Raw genomic sequence first — 20759 nt, forward strand, 5'->3', positions numbered from 1 at the left:
GAGGGCATCGTAATGTTCAAGCCCTCTTGTGATATCAGGCATATCAGGTAAAGACATTTGAGGCGTGTATGTTGAATAATCTTCTTGATTATTAATGAGTGAATAGAATCGATGTTTAATTTGGTCAACACTTGGGTGTCCTTGTGCTGATACATCATTGAGTGCCTGATTCAGTAGCGTGAAATCATCATTTTTAAGTAACGTACCTAATAATCTTAATGCTTCTTTTTGCTCATCTTCTGTACAAGCTTTTAAATATCGCGTCCATTCTTCTGGGAAATGATCATAGATACTGGTGTACTTAATCGCTCGTGGTCGTCGAGATAATAAATCAAGATAGGGTTGCCAGACCATTGATTTTCGTCTAACACCATAGAGTCTCGAATGATGAACCACAGCTTCGTGTTGCTCATTTAAAACAATCACTGAATTATATGTGATTGCAACGGTTAACTTATCCCCGGCGAATCGAGGCGAACTTGAGTATTGCTTTTTATCCACAGTAATAAAACCATATTTATCAGCTTTAACTACTTCATAACGTACACAATCAAATGATTTCTCCGGAAGGAGAAGCCATTGTGCGCAATCCTCTTGATAGAGCGTATCTATTGGCGCATCTTTTTTGTAATGAGAACGATCACGATCATCCTCAGCTTTTTGCCATAACGTTTCATTAAATTGATCTAAATCTTCAATATGACATTCCGGTAATAAGAAATTATTCCTTACATACTTCACCATCGCTTCGACATGGCCTTTTTCGTTCCCCTTACCTGGATTACAAAACTCATAATGAAAGCCATAATGCCCCACAAAGCGTTCAAACACATCCGTGAGCTTTCGCTCTCCTTTGCCTAATATCTTTTTTACTGCCGGTCTAAAATTATCAAATCGAATGGTTCTTGGAACCCCACCCATATGATGAAACATACGTTGTAACCCTTCGAGTAAACACTCCGCATTTTCCGAAGGGAAAACCTGAAAATAAAAAGTATTACTGAAAGGAAACGACATTACCAAATAAGGTAACTCCATCGATTCTGATTGATAAACAAAAGGAGCCGTTCCGAAATCCACTTGGGCTGTCCCCGGGATAGATTCTAAAGGTAAAGCAGCTTGATCAACCATTGTTTTTAATTCTTTTTTTCGTTTAGAAACATACTGACGAACACTTCTTTCAGACCCTTTAAAATCATGATCTTCCACAAGCTGTTGAAATAAACGTTTCGCCGTGCGGCGATATTTCCGTTTCTTTTTAGAATCCTCATTCAACCATTCATCAAGAATCGGTTTTACTGGATCCATGACAGGTGCCTTTCGGCACTGGGGTTTTTTAACTTCAAAGTCTTCTTGATTGGCATATTTTTTTACTGTACGAGCATCAATACCTGTCTTCCGACTAACACTCGCATAACTTTCACCTTTTTGATTCACTTCATATCTGATATAATTTACTTCAGCCACTGCTAACATCTCCTAAATATCCTCCTGTCAAACGTTATTGGTCTAACGAGGAGTTTAAAGTTATTTTTGAGTGTTGGCAAGTGGTTTTTTGTATATTTTTGGGCCGAATTTGACCAACATGAATTAACTGCCGTAAACTACATTTCAATTATGCCATATCAAATCTATATTCATATTGTTTACTCCAATTATTAAAAACTTTAATTTTTTTATTATAATCTTCTTCTGACCTAGGAGTATCAAAGTTTATATCATTACTCACTGCAACAACACCAATATACCCATCCTTTGTAAATTTAAGCCATACAATATCACGTACATCATTTAGATTATTAGTGATTTTTATTGAATCATAATCAATACTTGTTGCACCTACCATAGGTGAACTCACTTTTTTCACACCTATATCATTTAAAAAATCATTTATATATTCAATAACCTTATCAATTGGGAATGGATTTAATTCGGCCTGTTTCTTTGCCTTTTTGAACCTAACATTACTATAATGAACAGAACTTTCTCTTGATCCGGGATTAGGTGTATTTACATCATTTTTAAAATATTCATTCATATTATAGTCTCCTGTTTCTAACTGTTTTTTACATCAACACTTTTTCTGTTCGAACTATACTTCCTACCCTTTCTTTTTAGGCCATCTTCAGTTTTCACAACATTACTTCTATTTTTCTTTTCTACCTGTACCGCTTCAAATTTTCCCTTTGAAATGATTGCTGGATGATTATTTTCGGATACATAATGTTCTTGATGTTCTCCCGTATTTAGTAACCTAACTACACCTATGTACTTTTCATTGCTCAGCATGACATCAATCGTTCTTTTACTCCACTTTTCTTTTCCAGTCGGTGTTTTTATTCCTAGTCTCTCTAATTCTCTTTTTATAGCAATAATGCTAAGGCCACGTAAATATAAATTAAAAATTAACCGAACATTTATAGCTTCTTCATCCTTTATAATCAATAAACCATCTTCATCATTTTCATAGCCATAGCATTTCCTATTATATAGTTTAGAAGTTCTTTGGGCGGCATGAGGTTTATATCCCCATTTAATGTTTTCACTTCGAGATTCATTTTCAGCTTGGGCAATGGATTCGATAATGGAAATCATCAAGGCACTATCCGTATCCGCTGTATCTAATCCTTCTTGTTCAAAAATAACACGAAATCCCAGTTCTCTTAATTTGTTCAACCCTTCAAGTACTTCAACCGTATCTCTACCAAATCGACTAATATTTTTCGTTATAATAATTTCTATATTTTTTTCCTCACAATCTTTTATCAGACGATTAAATGCTTTGCGGTTGGACTTTGCTTTTCCGGATGCAATATCTATGTATGTATCCACAAGTAACCAATTAGGGGGTGGTAGACGCTGTTAATCTAGTTAAGGCCGATACTTGTGTTGTTAAACTATTTAATTGTTCCATACTGTTTGAACTTACACGACAATAAATTCCCACTCGTTTTTCGCGTTTAATAGGTTTGGGCGGAATAAAATGTACCTTGCGCTGATTTGACATCTCCTTACCTCCTGGCACTTACATTTCATATTCATTTAGACTAATTATATTCTACGTGTTTTCCGACTATATGATTAGTCTAAATATAGCACATTTTACACCTTACATCTAACCTATCAACTCCCCTACCAAAAAGTCATTCTATCAACTCAACCTAGAATTTCAGTGCTTCTAAAGCCAATAACAAAAAGGGTTCCGCCCGTTTATTCACATAAAATAAACTTAAGCGAAACCCTACAAACCTTATTCCATCAATACTTCAATTCTTCTTATCCATCCACCCTAGACATCAACGCCACACACTCCACATGACTCGTTTGCGGAAACATGTCTACCGGTTGAATCTGTTTCACGTCATAATGATCGGCTAACATTTTGACATCACGCGCTAATGTAGCCGGGTTACATGAAACATAAACAATCCGTTTAGGTCCCATATCAATCATGGCTTTTAGTAAGGCTTCATCACAACCTTTACGCGGGGGATCAACGACAATCACGTCAGGTCTTAATCCTTGAGCCGTCCACCAAGGCATGACTTTTTCTGCTTCACCGACGACAAATTCGGCATTGGTAATATTATTAAGTTCAGCATTTTTCTTCGCATCATCAATGGCTTCTGGCACAATTTCTACACCGTAGACCTGTTTTGCTTGTTGGGCTAAAAAGAGTGAAATCGTCCCAATACCACAATACGCATCAATGACCGTTTCTTTACCAGTCAGTCCAGCAAAGGCGAGTGCTTGGTCATACAAGACTTTCGTTTGATCTGGATTCACTTGATAAAATGACTTAGCTGAAATGGCAAACTTCACATCACCAATCGTGTCATAAATATAATCTGACCCATACAACGTGATTGTTTCTTTACCTAAAATCACATTCGTCCGCTGACTATTCACATTTTGGATGATTGAATCAATTTTCGGGAAAGCTTTGATAATCTCGTCAAGCAACGCTTGTTTATGTGGCAATGTTTTCGTTCTTGTGACGAGTACTAACATTAATTGACCCGTTTGTTTTCCGCGTCTGACAACAATGTGACGCAAGGTGCCTTTATGAATCTTTTCGTCATATGCCCGGATACCGAGTGAACTTGCGATCGCTCTTACTTTTTCAACAACGGTATCATTCACTTCATCGGTAATGATACACGTCTCCATGCCGTCAATAATTTCATGGCTTTTCTTTCGGTAAAAACCAGTGATTAATTCGCCATTTTTCTCACCGACAGGAATTTGAACTTTATTACGATAACGCCAAGGGTCTTCCATCCCGAGTGTTGGTTTGACTTCAACATCGGTAATATGGGCAATCTTTTTAAAGACATTCTCGACTTGTTGGCGCTTCATCTCAAGCTGCATCTCGTAATCCATATGCTGCAGCTGACATCCCCCGCACTGATGATAGACCGCACATGGTGGTTCTACTCGGTGAGGGCTTTCTTTTTTTAGTTCAACTAATTTACCAATCGCGAAGTTTTTCTTCACGAATATGATCTTAACGTCAGCCTCTTCCCCAGGTAACGTATTCGGGACAAAGACGGGATAACCGTCTAATTTCCCTACCCCATTCCCTTCATGGGTCATATCTTCAAAACTTAACGTAATCGTTTGATTTTTCTTTACAGGTGCGTGCTTACTCATTATTTTCAACGTCCTTTATCTTCATTTGCTGTTGTAAGTGTAGCAGAATCTCACTATTTTTAAAAGTCCTACATTCGACAGTATTTCCCGGGAAATACAAAAAGACTCCTTAAAGAAGGAATCTTTTCTAACCTTACTCGGATGCATCCTCTGGAAACTCAATCGATTCGAGAATCTGTTTCTTTTCATCCGCTTCTTTTTGTTCATCTGTCGGTAAGATGCAGGTGATATGCTCTTTTAAATTAATAAAATGCCCTGGTAATAATCCCCCGAACTCACCATCCACATTGAGTTGCATTGTTTCGTCTGTCGTGACTTTAATTTCACTCGCCGTCGCATGAAAAACATTTTTATTAGAGACATGTTGGCCTCTAAGTGCATCAGAAATCACGCGAATAAATTCAGCCACATTCGATTTCTTTAAGACAAATAAATCAAAGACCCCATCATTCATTCGGGCATCGGGTGCTAACTTTTCAAAGCCCCCTACCGAATTCGAATTCGCAATTAAAAATAACATAATATCCTCTTCCATTACTTTACCGTCATATTCAATCCGCGTACGAATCGGACGGAGTCGCGGCAACATTTCAACACCTTTAATCACATAAGCAAGCTGACCGAGAACAGTTTTTAACTTACTTGGCACTTCATATGACACTTCGGTAATCTTTCCTCCACCGGCAATGTTAATGAAATAGTGATCGTTAACCTTACCAATATCCAGTGCTTCTTTTGTCCCATTTAAAATACTTTGGACGGCTTTATCAATTTGACGCGGAATTTTTAATGCCCGCGCAAAATCATTCGTAGTACCTGCAGGGATAATCCCAAGCGTTGGTCGATGCGGTTGTTCGGCCATGCCAGAGATGACTTCATTAATCGTGCCATCGCCACCAACCGCAATAATTAAATCATAACGTTCTTCACAGGCAAATCGCGCCGCCGTTGTCGCATCACCTTTTGCGGTTGTTTGATGGGCAGATGTAATAAATCCTGCTTGTTCAAAAGTCACTAAGACATCGGGAAGCTTTTGTTTAAACCCTTCTCTTCCTGATGTTGGATTATAAATAATTCGTGCACGCTTCATGATTATCCCCCTTACTCCTTCTATCTATATATATGTTTCATTTTTATAAGTATCACGTCAAAATCATATCACTTTTCACATCAAAAGGCTATCAATAAGTGATTGATAGCCTTTTGTCGATAAGTATTTCTTTATGTTTTCGTGTTTATCGTTTATTAATCTCTTGCATCAAGATTTTATTTACCATTGGTGGGTTTGCTTGACCTTTAGTCTGTTTCATTACTTGACCGACTAAGAAACCAATCGCTTTATCTTTACCATTTTTGAAATCGATAATCGATTGTTCATTCTGGTCTAAGATCGCGGTAATAATGTCTGTTAGTTGACCTTCATCTGAAATTTGAACTAAGCCTTTAGCTTTGACGATCTCATCTGGGTTACCACCATTTTGAACGAGTTCACTGAAGACTTTCTTCGCCATCTTAGATGAAATCGTGCCGTCTTCAATCAACGTAATCATGCGCGCAAGCGCTTCTGGTGTCATTGGTAGATCATGCAGTTCTTTTTGTTCCTTGTTAAGGTAAGCTGACACTTCACCCATTAACCAGTTCGACGCTTGTTTCACATCGGCCCCTGTTTTAATCGCTGCTTCAAAGAAATCAGACATTTCTTTCGTTTGTGTGAGAACCATCGCATCGTAGGCTGGTAAGTTTAAGTCTTCGACGTAACGCTTTTTACGTGCATCTGGTAACTCAGGAATTTCTGCACGAATCCGTTCTTTCCAAGCGTCATCAATGTAAAGCGGCACAAGATCTGGTTCTGGGAAGTAACGGTAATCATCTGATCCTTCTTTAACCCGCATCAGAATCGTCTCTTTTGTTTGTTCATCATAACGACGGGTCTCTTGAAGAATTTCGCCACCTGACATCAACACTTTTTGTTGGCGCTTCTCTTCAAATTCAAGCCCTTTTTGAACAAATGAGAAGGAGTTTAAGTTTTTAAGTTCTGCTTTTACGCCAAATTCATCCTGTCCGATTGGACGAAGGGAAATATTTGCATCACAACGAAGGGATCCCTCCTCCATCTTACAGTCAGAGACGCCAGTATATTGAATAATATTCTTTAACTTTTCTAAATACGCATACGCTTCTGCTGGTGAGCGTAGATCTGGTTCCGATACGATCTCAACGAGTGGCGTCCCTTGACGGTTAAAGTCAACAAGAGAATACCCTTCATCCGTGTGCGACAGTTTACCAGCATCTTCTTCTAAGTGCAGACGCGTAATACCAATCCGTTTAGTTTTACCGTCCACTTCGATATCAATGTAACCATTCTCCCCAATCGGTTGGTCAAATTGTGAAATTTGATACGCTTTTGGGTTATCAGGATAGAAATAGTTTTTACGGTCAAATTTTGTATCTGTTGCAATCTCACAATTTAAAGCCATCGCGGCTTTCATCGCAAAATTTACAGCTTCTTCGTTCAAGACAGGTAACACACCTGGATAGCCTAAATCAATCGGGCTAATATTTTCGTTCGGTTCAGCACCAAAGTGGTTAAAACTTGGGCTAAAGATTTTAGAATCTGTTTTTAATTCTACGTGGACTTCTAGTCCGATAATTGTTTCAAAGTTCATTTATTTTGCACCTCCCAAATTTGGGCGTTCTTTATGATGTTCCGTTGCTTGTTCATAGGCATAGGCTGCACGGTAAATCGTTTTCTCATCAAAGTGCTTCGCAATGATTTGTAACCCAATCGGTAAATGATTGTCTTTACTGAAACCACATGGAAGCGACATACCTGGTACACCCGCAAGGTTAACCGGAATCGTTAAGACATCATCAGCATACATAGTGAGTGGATCATCAATTTTTTCACCAATCTTATAGGCTGGTGTTGGTGATGTTGGTCCAATGATCACATCATAGTCTTCAAAGACTTTGTCAAAGTCTTGTTTGATTAATGTCCGCACTTGTTGAGCCTTTTTATAGTACGCATCATAGTAACCTGAACTTAGTGCGAATGTCCCAAGCATAATACGACGTTTCACTTCATCGCCAAAACCTTCGCTACGTGATTTTTTAAAGAGATCAATTAAGTTCTCCGCATTTTCTGCACGCTGACCATAACGAATCCCATCAAAGCGGGCAAGGTTGGCACTTGCTTCAGATGAAGCGAGTAAGTAATAAGCAGCAACAGCATATTTCGAGTGTGGCAATGATACTTCATCAACCGTTGCGCCTAATGATTTAAATACCTCAAGGGCTGCTTCAACTTTTTCTCGCACTTCTGGTTGAATGCCTTCTTGACTTGATAAATATTCTTTTGGCACAGCAATTTTAAGACCCTTCACACCGTCTTTAAGCGCGTCATGGTAGTTAGGAACGTCCACATTTGCTGACGTTGAATCCATGTTGTCATGGCCAGCAATCGCTTGTAAGACATACGCATTATCTTCTACTGTTCGTGTGAGTGGTCCGATTTGATCAAGGGATGAGGCAAACGCAACAAGACCAAAACGGGATACTAAGCCATACGTCGGCTTTAATCCAACAACCCCACAAAATGACGCCGGTTGACGAATCGAACCGCCGGTATCTGAACCAAGTGAATAAAACACTTCACCTGCAGCAACAGAGGCAGCTGAACCACCACTTGACCCGCCTGGGACATAATCCGTGTTCCATGGGTTACGTGTATCGTAATAACCTGAATTCTCCGTTGTTGAACCCATCGCAAATTCATCCATGTTTAACTTGCCAATGACAACTGCTTGTTCTTTATTTAACTTCTCCATAACAGTTGCATCATATAACGGATCATCAAAATTACTCAAAAATTGACTCGCGCACGTTGTTCTTAGGCCCTTTGTGACAATGTTATCTTTAATCCCAGCTGGGATACCATATAACGGATTTGTTTTTTCGGGCATATTTTCATCTAATTGCTTCGCTTTTTCTAACGCTTGTTCTTTATTTAATGTTAGAAATGATTTGACTTCATCTTCTACTTCATCGATGCGGTCAAAAGATGCTTGTACAAGGTCTGTTACCGTCACTTCCTTACTATGTAGCTTCGCTTGTAGCTGTTCTAACGTATAATCAAATACTGTCATGTGAATCCCCCCTACTCTAAAATTGTTGGTACTTTAAATTGACCATCTTTTTGATCTGGTGCATTTTTCAGTGCGTCTTCTCGTGTGATCCACTTACGTGGCTCATCTTTACGCATCACATTTTTCAAATCGAGTACGTGTGTGGTTGGCTCCACACCTGTTGTATCGAGTTCATTTAATAACTCTGCATAATGAATGATATCACCTAATTGTTTTGTCATCCTATCGACTTCTTCTTCACTTACCGCTAAACGTGCTAAGTGAGCGACATGTCTTACTTGATCTTTTGAAATGTCTGTCATTTCATTCACCTCCGGTTATGTTACGTCCCTTTATTTAAACATACTTATGATAATAGCAAACTTTTCATAGTTTAGGCAACTACTCTATCAAATTATCTGAAGATTTCAGAAGTTAGCGTTATTCATAAATATAGACGGTCGCTTTCTCTGCATCACGCTCTCGCATAATGAGACTCTCTTGCTGTTGATCTGACTTAATAACCACTTCTAAGTCATAATGGGTTTGAAAACTATCCATGACTAAGCCGTACACATATTGTGTAAAACCATTGATTTCTGCTTGACCTTGAAAAGTGAGTGGAATCTCTAATGTTAGTTTTCTTAATTGATCACCTTGATAAAAGCCTTCCCCTACTAAGCCAACATAATTCGGAAAAAACTCACGAATATCTTCTTGGAAGTCAGCCACAATCGCTGATAAATCCGGGTCTACTTCTCTTGCCCGCGCGGACGGAAATAGCACGTACTCTTCTTCAATTGATTCCCAACCGCTCACATTACCAGACCCGGCGTCAACCACTGTTTTAGCAACCATATGGCCGGGGACTAAACTGTTACGCGCTGCTTCTTGATAAATCGCAACCATTATTGGCACATCCATTAAACCATCCTTTTGACGCAGGCGTGTCACAACTTCTGATGCGACACGTTTTGCCTCTGTCAACATCTTTTCGTTTGAAATGGCTTCATAATAAAATGGACCACCAATTTCTGTTTGGAATTGATATTCTGATTTCATCGCAATCCCTAAAGAAATACCTGCGAGCTTTACGGTATCTTCTTCTGTTCGGACTAAAAAGTTTTGTTCTAAAATATGCGTTAAATATTTTGGATTGTCTCGTTCATCTGCCAGTTTCTCTTCCAATGAGCTGTCCTCTGTGTAAGAGACCGCTGGATTGAGTCCATATTGTGATGCTTCACTGTAGCGCTCAAGCCAACTATATAATTCACTGCGTCCAATTTGTTGACCTTCTTGAAAGAAGTAATCGTCAGGATCAAACACATCCGTTGAATGACGTCTTAAATCATTTTCAAACGCCCGGATATCAATCCGATTGGCGATTTGATTCGTCGTTACACCACGCGATTCACTTAGACGATATGGCAACAAGACTTGATAATCTGATTCATCGACTTGATAGTTTGGGATAATCGCTGTTTCTTGTTCCTCACCTGGCAACGTTTCATCAATTACTTCATCATTTTCATCATACTGCGGTGCACAGCCAACAACGATAGATAATATAATCATCGATATGAGTCGTTTCATGTAATGCCTCCTCTCTTTCATAATTGGTCAGTTAATGTCGTTTCATCCCAAATCGTAATGCCGAGTTTTTCAGCTTTATCTAACTTGGATCCTGCTTCTTCACCAGCAATTAACACATCTGTCTTTTTCGACACACTGCCAGTTACTTTAGCCCCTCGCGCCTCTAACAATGCTTTCAGTTCTTGACGTTTGTAATTTTCTAATGTACCAGTAATGACAAACGTCTTATCATTAAACGTTTCATCCACAACTTCCGGTGCTTTTGGGCCGGTATATGACATATTCACGCCTTGGTTCTTTAATCTATTCAGTAACACATCTACATGAGGTTCATTAAAATACTTAACGACGGCATCGGCCATTTTATCGCCAATCTCATCGACAGCCATCAGCGCTTCTTTGTCTTGTTGCTTTAAGTTATCCATAGTTTCAAAAGCGATGGCTAACGTTTTAGCTGCTTTTGAACCGATAAAACGAATCCCTAAACCAAACAATAATCGCTCCAATGAATTATTTTTTGACGCCTCAATGGCCGCTAATAGGTTATCAACGGATTTTTCACCCATGCGCTCGAGGTTTATTACATCGTCACGCTGTAAGTAATAAAGATCACTCACATCTTTCACAAGACCGGCATGATAGAGTTGTTCAACGACTTTCTCACCTAACCCATCAATATTCATCGCAAGACGCGAGACAAAGTGGGCGAGACCTTCAGTGAGCTGAGCTGGACACTGTGGATTCAAACAGCGCAGTGCCACTTCTCCTTCTAATTGAACCAGTTCTGAGTCACAACTTGGACATTGCGTTGGCATGTGAAACGGTACAGAATCGGCTGGTCGCGCATCTTCAATCACACGCACGACTTCTGGAATAATGTCGCCGGCTTTTTTAATAATCACGTGATCGTTTAAGCGAATATCTTTTTCCTCAATGTAATCACCATTGTGAAGTGACGCGCGACTAACGGTTGTTCCTGCGACCTTGACCGGTGTTAAAATGGCTGTCGGTGTGACAATCCCCGTCCGGCCCACACTAAACTCTACATCTTCAAGTGTGGTGACGACTTCTTCAGCCGGAAACTTATACGCAATGGCCCAGCGCGGACTTTTTGCGGTAAAGCCGAGTTGTTGTTGGGCCGCTATATCATCGACCTTCACAACAATCCCGTCAATTTCATAGGAAAGGTTCGCACGTTTAGTTGTCCACCGATGGATATAGTCGATCACGTCATCCATAGACTGACACACTTCTCGTTCTTTATTTGTTTTAAAGCCAAGTGTCTCTAAGTAGGTTAAGTAGGCACTGTGCGCCTCTTTTTCAACAGGCGCCTCACCGACCGCATAAAGAAAAATATCTAAGTTCCGCTTAGCCGCCACCTTACTGTCGAGCTGACGAAGTGACCCAGCAGCTGCGTTACGCGGATTCGCAAACGGTTCCTCGTCATTTTCAAGTCTTGCTTCGTTTAACTTCTCGAAAGAGGCTTTTGGCATAAACGCTTCCCCGCGTACTTCTAACCGACCGGTTGCGTCTACCTTTAGTGGGATCGTCCGAATCGTTTTTAAGTTTTCAGTAATGTTCTCACCCGTCGAACCGTCGCCGCGCGTCGCACCAAGCGTAAACTGACCATCTTCATACGTTAATGAGACAGCTAAACCATCAATTTTAAGTTCACATACATACGGCACAGCCGTTTTTCCAAGGGCCTCTTTTACTCGCGCATCAAAAGCACGCAAATCCGCTTCATTAAACGCGTTTCCAAGCGATAACATCGGTGTTTGGTGGTCAACTTTGATGAAGGCATCCAACACTTTTCCGCCGACACGCACCGTAGGTGAGTCCGCTGTTTTTAGTTCTGGGTGCTCTTCTTCAAGTTTAATCAGCCGCTGGATCAGTCGGTCGTACTCACTATCCGGCACCGATGGTTGATCCAACACGTAATATTCATGATTATATTTAACAAGCTTCTCTTTTAACGCTTGAATCTCTTCTTTTACTTCCATCACGTTGGTCCTCCCGTTATTTTTTCGTTATTGGGGCAAATTGCGCCATGAGTCGCTTGAGTCCGACGGGTGCTGGAAAGGCAATATCAAGCTCACGTTCATCTGGTTTACCGGATACTTTTACGACCGTACCCACGCCCCATTTTTTATGTTCTGCCTTATCACCAACATTCCACTCAGCATGAGCGCCGGGTGACGGTTGTTTGACTGGACGCCGCTTCGGTTTAGCAGGTGCCACGCCACGAGCAGGTAAACCAAACGGTGTGTCATCTAACTCAAGGGTATCGCCCTCAAAGCCTTCGATTAAATCTTTCGGTATTTCATCAATAAATCGGCTGCGACCATTAAAGTTCGTGCGGCCGTACAATGTCCGCATGTTGGCATGGGTCACGTGCAGCTCTTTTTCAGCTCGGGTAATACCGACATAACAAAGACGGCGTTCCTCATCCATTTCCTCTTCGTCCATCATGGACCGGCTATGGGGAAAGACCGTTTCTTCTAGACCGATTAAGAACACAACTGGAAACTCTAATCCTTTAGCCGCATGTAGTGTCATGAGTGTCACCTTATTATCGGCATCCTCACCGTCTTCTAACCGGTCAATATCACTAATCAGGGCTAAATCCGTTAAAAAGCTAACCAATGATTGATCTTCTGCTTGTGCTTCAAAATGTTTCGTGACCGATTTAAATTCATTAATATTTTCAAGTCGTGTTTGGGCTTCGATTGAAGGATCTCGTTGATACATGTCTTCATATTCGGTCTCTTCTAATACATCATTCACCATATCGGTGGCACTTAAAAATGCTTGTTTCTTATACCAATTCATCACCATCTCGCTAAATTGCAGTAACTGATTGGTGGCTCGTTTACTTAAGCCAATAAAATCAACTTCTTTAATGGCGGTCATTAGAGAAATATCATGTAAATCAGCATAGTGCTGCAGTTTTTCTAAGCTTGTTTTACCAATCCCACGTTTCGGTTCATTGACAACTCGGCTAAAGCTGACATCGTCATCTGGGTTTGAAATGAGTCTTAAGTAAGCTAAAATATCTTTAATTTCTTTTCGGTCATAGAACTTCGTCCCACCGACCATCTGATAAGGGATATTTGCTTTAACGAACGTTTCCTCAATTGCACGCGACTGGGCGTTTGTCCGGTAAAGGACCGCAAAATCACGGTAATTAAAACGGCCCGCTCTCACCGCATCACTGATTTTATCCGCCACATAAAACGCTTCATAGCGTTCTGTTTCTGCCTCATGATAGATGATTTTTTCACCCTCACGGTTGTCTGTCCACAGATTTTTCTTGATCCGGTTTTTATTATGCTCAATCACCGCGTTAGCCGCATCTAAAATAGGTTTGGTTGAGCGGTAGTTCTGTTCTAACAGAATCGTCTTCGCCTGTGGATAGTCTTGTTCAAAGGATAAAATATTTTTAATATCTGCCCCGCGCCAGCCATAAATCGATTGATCTTGGTCACCTACAACACAGACATTTTTAAAGCGCGCCGCTAAGAGCTTCACTAACATGTACTGCGCATGATTGGTATCTTGATACTCATCGACATGGATATATTGAAATTTGCGTTGATAATAATGTAACACGTCCGGTACTTGTTGAAAGAGGACGATGGTCTGCATAATCAAGTCATCAAAATCAAGGGCTTGGTTTTTGCGCAAGATTTTCTCATAAGCCTTATAGACATCGGCGACCACTTTCGTGTAATAGTCATACGCCTCTTTCGCATAATCTTTCGCCGACAACAGTTCATTTTTCGCCTGACTAATCATACCTAACATCGCACGAGGTTCAAACTTTTTCGTATCGAGGTTTTGATTTTTCAAAATGTTTTTAATCACTGTCAACTGATCGGCACTATCAAAAATCGTAAATTGCTTACTATAGCCAATCCGGTCAATATCCCGGCGTAAGATACGCACACACATCGAGTGAAAGGTCGAGACCCACATATTTTTCGCATCTGGGCCAACAAGTTTTTCGACTCGTTCTTTCATTTCGCGTGCCGCTTTATTGGTAAAGGTAATCGCTAAGACGCTAAAAGGTGAGACGTCTTTTTCATCGAGTAAATAGGCAATCCGATGCGTGAGTACGCGGGTTTTCCCACTACCCGCCCCGGCCATAATAAGCAAAGGACCATCGGTATGTTTAACTGCTTCTTGTTGTTTTGGATTTAATCCTTGTAATAACGGATGGTTCACAAAAACGCCTCCTTAATTGAGCTTCACTGTTTTAATTGCTTGGTTAAAATCGGTATATAAACTATTGCCGACAACAATCGTATCAGCATATTGTTTCATTTCTTTGGCATCCTCACGTGTTCTGATACCACCACCGTAGATGAGCTGTGTCTTTGATAGCTCACTTGCCACTTTCTTTAACACGTCTGTGTCTCCTTTTGTACCTGAGTACTCCAAGTAAAAGACAGGTAAGTGGAAGAGGTGTTCCGCCATTTTCGCATACCCGACCGCATCTTCTACTGTTGGTAGCTTACAGTCTGCGAGTTTGTAGGCTTTAGCATCAGGATTCATAATACAGTAACCTTCAGCTACAAGGTCGTTAAAGGGAATCATCGGCCCGAACGATTTTATCGCCTCATGTTGCGTGTCCATCATCCATTTCTTCTCCGTACTATTAAGTACCATTGGAATGAGATAATAGTCAAAACCTGGCGTAACGGCTTCTATGTTTGATACTTCAAGTGCCACCGTCACTTCATAGCGACGAATATGACTAAGTAGGTCAAGCACACCATCTAAGGTGACGTTATCTGTTCCACCAACGATGATGGCATCTGTTCCAGATTCACAGACCAGGTCAAGTTCATCATCGGTTAAAGATTTTGCGGGATCTAATTTAAAAACGTGTTGCCACGTATCGATTGTCTTCATCATTAATTCCTCCAAGACTTATTCATCATTTCATTATAACAAAATCTGCGCCAGCTATGTTGAAACACAATAAAAAACAAGAAAAAATACGCCTTGTGTCAGCGTATTTTTTCTGAAATAGTTCATTTTACTTTGAATAAGAAATACTTGTTCTAAACAAAATTATTTTTCATCTGCTGGATAAACAACCCCAATCTGACGGCGGGCTTCATCTAACACTTTCATCGTTTGTAATGACGTATCAAAGGTATTAATATCACTTTCTGTTTGACCTGTTTTAATAAGTTCAGCAAAATGACGCGCTTCATATCCCATAGAATTGGTTAATTGTTCAAGGGAGCGCTCCTCTTTATGACCTTCTTTATCAACCAAGTGAATGCCTGACATATCACTCCATTTATCAATCACAATCGATCCGTTTTCCCCTTGAATTTCTGACGGGAGGGCGCTGTTGGTGATTTTAGAAAAGATCATATTGGCTTCTAGTTCATCATAGCTGAGTAAAACAGTCCCACTGCCATCGACACCTGTGTCTAACATCATGGCTGAGGCTTGAATCTCTTTCGGTTGACCAAAGAGCTTGATGATAGGATAAATCGTATAAATACCGATATCCATTAACGATCCATTGGATAATTCAGGTTTAAAGGCATTGAGCACTTCACCTTCTTTGTAGCGATCATAACGAGAAGAATATTGACAAAAGTTTGCGATGACGCGACGAACAGGTTTAATTTCTTCGATTAAGTCTTTGACTAAGTCAAAGTTAGGTAAATGTGTCGTTTTCATTGCTTCCATTAAAACGACCCCTTCTTTTTCTGCGACCGCAAACATTTTTTCCGCTTCACGCACGTTAGACGCCATCGGCTTTTCAACTAAGACATGTTTTTTATGCTCCATTGCCTGAATCGCTTGAGTCGCATGAAGTGCGGTTGGACTGGCGATATACACAGCATCGAAAGCGTCACTTTTAAAAAAGTCAGAGAGTTGAGTAAAGGTTGTGTCTACCTCGTACTTCTTTGCGAATTGTTTCGCTTTTTCTTCTGTTCGTGAGTAGACAGCCGTTAGCTGTAACTCACCCGTTTGGTGGGCCGCATCTAAAAAGCGGTCCGTAATCCAGTTCGTTCCTATCACACCTAGTCTCAACATTTATTCGTCCCCCTTATCCGCTAGTCTTTTTAGTACGGTATCATATCCACCACTACCGTAAGTTAAACAACGTTTTACCCGTGAAATCGTCGTTGTAGACGCGTGTGATTCTTCTACAATCGCGTGATACGTTTGACCTTCTGATAACATTTTAGCGACCGTTAACCGCTGTGTCAGTGCTTGTATTTCATTCATTGTGGCGATGTCATCAAAAAATTGATAACATTCCTCACGCGATTCTAGTGACAAAATCGCATCAAATAATTGATCCAGTTGTTCTCCGCGTAATTTATCAATCTGCATCAAATTTCCCCCTTTTAAAATCTTCTACCATTTATACTCATCCTGTTAGTCTGTCATTGTAACAGTATCGATACCACGTGACGTTGGTAAGACATTGACCCATGTTTGTCCTGGGACAAAAGGAACAACCTCCCCATCTTCGACTGGCAACAAGCGCCCGTCACGGTTTTCCCATTTGACGCGTTTGACATAACCTTTTTGAAGCAGTAAAGCGTCACCGCCTGAAGCAAAGTCAATTTCACGACGCCCTGCACTATCAACCACTTCATGATAAGTCTCTAAAATGAAGATATTATCTAAGGTGATTGGCGTCTCATCACTCAACTCTTTCGTTTGTGCTTGATCATTAAATCTCGTATACGTTTCTGAGACCGCATCGTATACGTAGCGTGTTGTTTCATTTCCGTATGAAAAAGAAATGTCGCTGGCCGTTTCTGTCGTTTCAATATCTTCTCGAATAAACGTCAACGGCTCAGGTGATTGTTCGACTGAGTAGCCTTTATTCGTTGCCGTAGCTTCTATCCCATTAGTTAGTAAATAAGAGTTGTGCGGCGCTACTCTAAATGATTCCCGTTTAAAAAGCGTTTGATTATTGTCGTAATACGCACCGTTTAAATAATCAGCGGCCCCGTTTTTTAACATATCTTCAATGAATCCCGCTGCCCCGTGGTAAATATAGAGTGCACCGTAGTCGTCGGCTAAATTAAAGTAATAAGGACGCGCACTGCGCACCGGTCCAATCACATCAGGCACTTGACTATGAAACATCGCCATAAGTCGAGTAATATTACCTTCTGCCAATATTTCAAAGACAATATCCGCAACTGATAATCCAGATTGTGGTCGTGCTTTTGGATGGTTATTGACCATCACCGCAATGATGCGGTTATCTAACGGTTGATCAATCGCTTCACCTGTCAGTGGGGCCATAATATCTGGATCTTTACTTCCTACATCGATAGGTTCATGGACTTGTTCTGTCGGTTCTTTTTTCTGTTGGTCTTGGATTGGTTTGGCTTCTTCTTCATTACATCCTGCTAAAACAAGACCGATCAAGACTAATGTTACGACGACGATTTTTTTCACCTGACTCATCCTTTACTCTGTTAGTTCGTTACTCTACTGTCTAGTATAACAAATCTCACCCCTTACCGGGTAACGAAATTATTGCGTAACCAAAAAGAGCTTAAACGCAACCATTTGTAACACAGTGTGTCAAATACGAAACATGTCCCAATAGGTGTCTTTTGAAACCGAATACATAAAATGACTAGTCGCAAACTTTCCGTTGTATTAAGCTAAATCTAACAACACTTAAGGGGGCAATACAGATGACAAAGAAGTTAAAAGTCGCAACGATTGGTGGCGGTTCAAGTTACACGCCAGAATTAATTGAAGGGTTTATTAAACGATACGATGAATTTCCACTGACTGAATTATGGCTTGTGGATATTGAAGCAGGAAAGGAAAAGTTAGAGATCGTCGGTAACTTAGCCAAGCGCATGATCAAAAAAGCAGGCTTAGATATTCGGGTTGAACTCTCACTCGACCGTGAAGAAGCACTAAAAGAGGCCGATTTTGTAACCACGCAGTTTCGCGTCGGGTTACTTGAAGCCCGCAAAAAAGATGAACGGATTCCACTCAAATATGATGTGATTGGCCAAGAGACGAACGGACCGGGCGGCTTATTTAAGGGGTTACGAACGATTCCGGTGATTCTAGACATTACCCGTGATATGGAACGTCTCTGTCCTGACGCTTGGCTGATTAACTTCACGAATCCTGCCGGGATGGTCACTGAAGCTGTCTTACGTTACTCAAACATTGAAAAAGTTGTGGGACTTTGTAATGTACCGATTGGCATTGAGATGGGCGTCAGTAAATTACTCGATGTTGACCATAGCCGAATTCGGATTGATTTTGCCGGATTAAATCATATGGTGTACGGTTTAAATGTGTTCTTAGATGGGGAGAATGTGACCGAACACGTCGTTGAAAAACTCACCGACCCAAAACAAACAAGCTTTGTGAAAAACATTGAAGGGATTGGCTATGACCCGTCCTTTATCCGTGCCCTCGGCGTGCTCACTTGCCCGTATCACAACTATTATTACAAACACCGAGATATGTTAGAAAAACAACAAAAAGAAGCTGATGAACAAGGCACACGTGCAGAAGTTGTATCGAAACTAGAGAAAGAATTATTTGAACTATATAAAGATGACACACTCGATATTAAGCCACCGCAACTCGAAGAACGTGGTGGGGCCTATTATTCTGATGCGGCCGTGCGTCTGATTACCTCAATTTACAATGATAAACGTGACATTCAACCGGTAAACACTCGGAACAACGGTGCGATTGCCTCAATTCCAGATGATTCAGCGGTAGAAATTAGTTCAGTGATCACAAAAGATGGACCGAAACCGATTGCGATTGGTGATTTACCGGTTGCGGTACGTGGACTTGTTCAACAAATTAAGTCATTTGAACGCTTAAGCGCCGAAGCAGCTGTCACAGGGGATGTTGATTTAGCTGTCCTAGCGCTATCAATTAATCCACTCACACCATCTGATACCGTCGCAAGAGAGATAGTCGATGAAATGATGGAAGCTCATAAAGATCACTTACCCCAGTTTTTTAACAAGTAACATTTGTTTTGATTAACTTTAGCTACCACAAAAAAGCAGACCGCTTTGGTCTGCTTTTTTCTTTGCTATCTTTGAAATTTTAAAAGATGGCTCATAACCTATTGTTTACGTTAGGCTTTTTTACCGATATCTTTACGGTAGAAAAAATCATCCGTTTGATCAAAGTGGGTTAAATAGCGATATACCGCCTCGTGCGCTTCTTTGATTGTCGGCTTGACCGACCCAACAAGTAAGACCCGTCCACCGTTTGAGACGAAGGTATCACCGACTTGTTTTGTGCCGGCATGAATCACGTAACAATCCTCATCTTCTGGAAGTTTTGGTAATGCTATACCCTTTTCATACGTACCCGGATAACCTTTGGCCGCCACAACCGTCCCAATCGCAAAGGCATCCTTAAATGTTAGCTGCAGATCACGACCTTCACTTACTGCTTCAATGACATCGATGAGATCATTTTCCAATAACGGCAAGACAACTTGTGTTTCAGGGTCGCCAAAGCGCGCGTTAAATTCAATGACTTTAACCCCAGCCTCTGTTTCAATCAGACCCGCGTACAACAGCCCCGTATATGCTCGACCTTCTTTCACCATCGCTTTAGCAACAGGTTTAAGTACGTGTTCAATCGTAAAGTCAACCTGACTGTCCGCTAAATCAGCTAGTGGGCTATATGCCCCCATACCGCCTGTATTTGGCCCTTCATCATAATCAAACGCTCGCTTATGGTCACGTGCTGGAATCATTGGATAGACGTTTTCACCTTCAACAAACGCAAACAGTGAAAATTCTTCTCCGTCTAGGAATTCTTCAATCACCACACGGGCACCAGAATCGCCAAAGCTATGATTAAGAAGCATATCTTCAACCGCATCAATCGCCTCTTCTTCTGTCATCGCAACGACCACACCTTTACCAGCCGCTAACCCATCTGCTTTAATGACAATCGGTGCGCCATTTGCCTTAATATAATTAATCGCTTGTTTCGCATCCGTAAACGTCTGATAGTCTGCCGTTGGAACCTGATACTTTTTCATTAACGCTTTGGTGAAATCTTTACTACCTTCAATGATGGCGGCTTCTTTCGTTGGACCAAAAATCTTTAAGCCCGCTTCTCTAAAGGCATTAACAATCCCTTTGGTCAAGGGTACTTCTGGACCAACGATGGTCCAGTCAATCTGCTTTTCTTTCGCAACATCAATTAACTGATCAAAATCTGTTTCATTAATATCAACACACGTTGCCTCAAGTCCAATCCCCGCATTACCCGGTGCGACAAACACCTCAGATACACGAGATGACATATTCAGTGTTTTTACTAACATATGTTCACGACCACCGCTACCAATCACAAGTACCTTCATCTTCAGTT

General features: G+C 40.8%; 17 protein-coding genes. 1 reads left to right on the forward strand and 16 read right to left on the reverse strand.

Annotated features, from left to right (window positions below; all coding sequences use genetic code 11):
* The 15 genes from istA to BM390_RS11830 all read right to left on the reverse strand — a co-directional run.
* Positions 1-1476, reverse strand: a 1476-nt coding sequence (istA, locus tag BM390_RS11760) for an IS21 family transposase (RefSeq protein WP_089855070.1), incomplete at its 3' end; no start/stop codon positions are given.
* Positions 1477-1615: 139 nt separating this feature from the next.
* Positions 1616-2038 (reverse strand): hypothetical protein, encoded by a 423-nt coding sequence (locus BM390_RS11765; protein WP_089855015.1) that lies wholly within the window; start codon positions 2036-2038, stop codon positions 1616-1618.
* Positions 2039-2055: 17 nt separating this feature from the next.
* Complete coding sequence (locus BM390_RS11770; protein ID WP_218161160.1) at positions 2056-2832, reverse strand: recombinase family protein; 777 nt, start codon at positions 2830-2832, stop codon at positions 2056-2058.
* Between the two features lie 444 nt (positions 2833-3276).
* A complete protein-coding gene (gene rlmD, locus BM390_RS11775) occupies positions 3277-4653 on the reverse strand; it encodes a 23S rRNA (uracil(1939)-C(5))-methyltransferase RlmD (RefSeq protein WP_089855017.1) in 1377 nt (458 codons plus the stop codon).
* Between the two features lie 133 nt (positions 4654-4786).
* On the reverse strand, positions 4787-5743 hold the full coding sequence (locus BM390_RS11780) for a diacylglycerol kinase (protein WP_089855021.1): 957 nt from the start codon (positions 5741-5743) through the stop codon (positions 4787-4789).
* A gap of 145 nt (positions 5744-5888) precedes the next feature.
* Complete coding sequence (gene gatB / locus BM390_RS11785) at positions 5889-7319, reverse strand: Asp-tRNA(Asn)/Glu-tRNA(Gln) amidotransferase subunit GatB (RefSeq protein ID WP_089855025.1); 1431 nt, start codon at positions 7317-7319, stop codon at positions 5889-5891.
* Complete coding sequence (gene gatA, locus BM390_RS11790; protein WP_062322611.1) at positions 7320-8798, reverse strand: Asp-tRNA(Asn)/Glu-tRNA(Gln) amidotransferase subunit GatA; 1479 nt, start codon at positions 8796-8798, stop codon at positions 7320-7322.
* Between the two features lie 11 nt (positions 8799-8809).
* Complete coding sequence (gatC, locus tag BM390_RS11795) at positions 8810-9100, reverse strand: Asp-tRNA(Asn)/Glu-tRNA(Gln) amidotransferase subunit GatC (RefSeq protein WP_062322609.1); 291 nt, start codon at positions 9098-9100, stop codon at positions 8810-8812.
* Positions 9101-9218: 118 nt separating this feature from the next.
* Positions 9219-10370: a CamS family sex pheromone protein gene (locus BM390_RS11800; RefSeq protein ID WP_089855028.1), complete on the reverse strand. Its 1152-nt coding sequence runs from the start codon at positions 10368-10370 to the stop codon at positions 9219-9221.
* 17 nt (positions 10371-10387) lie between these two features.
* Positions 10388-12373, reverse strand: a complete 1986-nt coding sequence (gene ligA, locus BM390_RS11805; RefSeq protein ID WP_089855031.1) for an NAD-dependent DNA ligase LigA — start codon at positions 12371-12373, stop codon at positions 10388-10390.
* Between the two features lie 16 nt (positions 12374-12389).
* Complete coding sequence (pcrA, locus tag BM390_RS11810) at positions 12390-14597, reverse strand: DNA helicase PcrA (RefSeq protein WP_089855034.1); 2208 nt, start codon at positions 14595-14597, stop codon at positions 12390-12392.
* A 12-nt stretch (positions 14598-14609) separates the two neighbouring features.
* Positions 14610-15287, reverse strand: coding sequence for a heptaprenylglyceryl phosphate synthase (gene pcrB / locus BM390_RS11815; RefSeq protein WP_062322604.1), 678 nt, complete (start codon positions 15285-15287; stop codon positions 14610-14612).
* A gap of 162 nt (positions 15288-15449) precedes the next feature.
* Positions 15450-16436, reverse strand: coding sequence for a Gfo/Idh/MocA family protein (locus tag BM390_RS11820; protein WP_089855037.1), 987 nt, complete (start codon positions 16434-16436; stop codon positions 15450-15452).
* Positions 16437-16739, reverse strand: a complete 303-nt coding sequence (locus BM390_RS11825; protein ID WP_062322598.1) for a YerC/YecD family TrpR-related protein — start codon at positions 16737-16739, stop codon at positions 16437-16439.
* Between the two features lie 45 nt (positions 16740-16784).
* Positions 16785-17834 (reverse strand): DUF3048 domain-containing protein, encoded by a 1050-nt coding sequence (locus tag BM390_RS11830; RefSeq protein WP_231631525.1) that lies wholly within the window; start codon positions 17832-17834, stop codon positions 16785-16787.
* 236 nt (positions 17835-18070) lie between these two features.
* Between BM390_RS11830 and BM390_RS11835 the strand changes: the two genes are divergently transcribed.
* Positions 18071-19390: a 6-phospho-beta-glucosidase gene (locus BM390_RS11835; RefSeq protein ID WP_089855040.1), complete on the forward strand. Its 1320-nt coding sequence runs from the start codon at positions 18071-18073 to the stop codon at positions 19388-19390.
* Between the two features lie 110 nt (positions 19391-19500).
* Here the strand turns inward: BM390_RS11835 and purD are convergent, their stop codons facing one another.
* The gene (gene purD, locus BM390_RS11840) at positions 19501-20751 is read right to left on the reverse strand and encodes a phosphoribosylamine--glycine ligase (protein WP_089855042.1); all 1251 of its coding nucleotides are present in this window, start codon (positions 20749-20751) and stop codon (positions 19501-19503) included.
* Positions 20752-20759 lie beyond the last annotated feature (8 nt).

The sequence above is a fragment of the Halolactibacillus miurensis genome, assembly GCF_900116255.1.
In the GTDB taxonomy this organism is placed as follows: Bacteria; Bacillota; Bacilli; order Bacillales; family Amphibacillaceae; genus Halolactibacillus; species Halolactibacillus miurensis.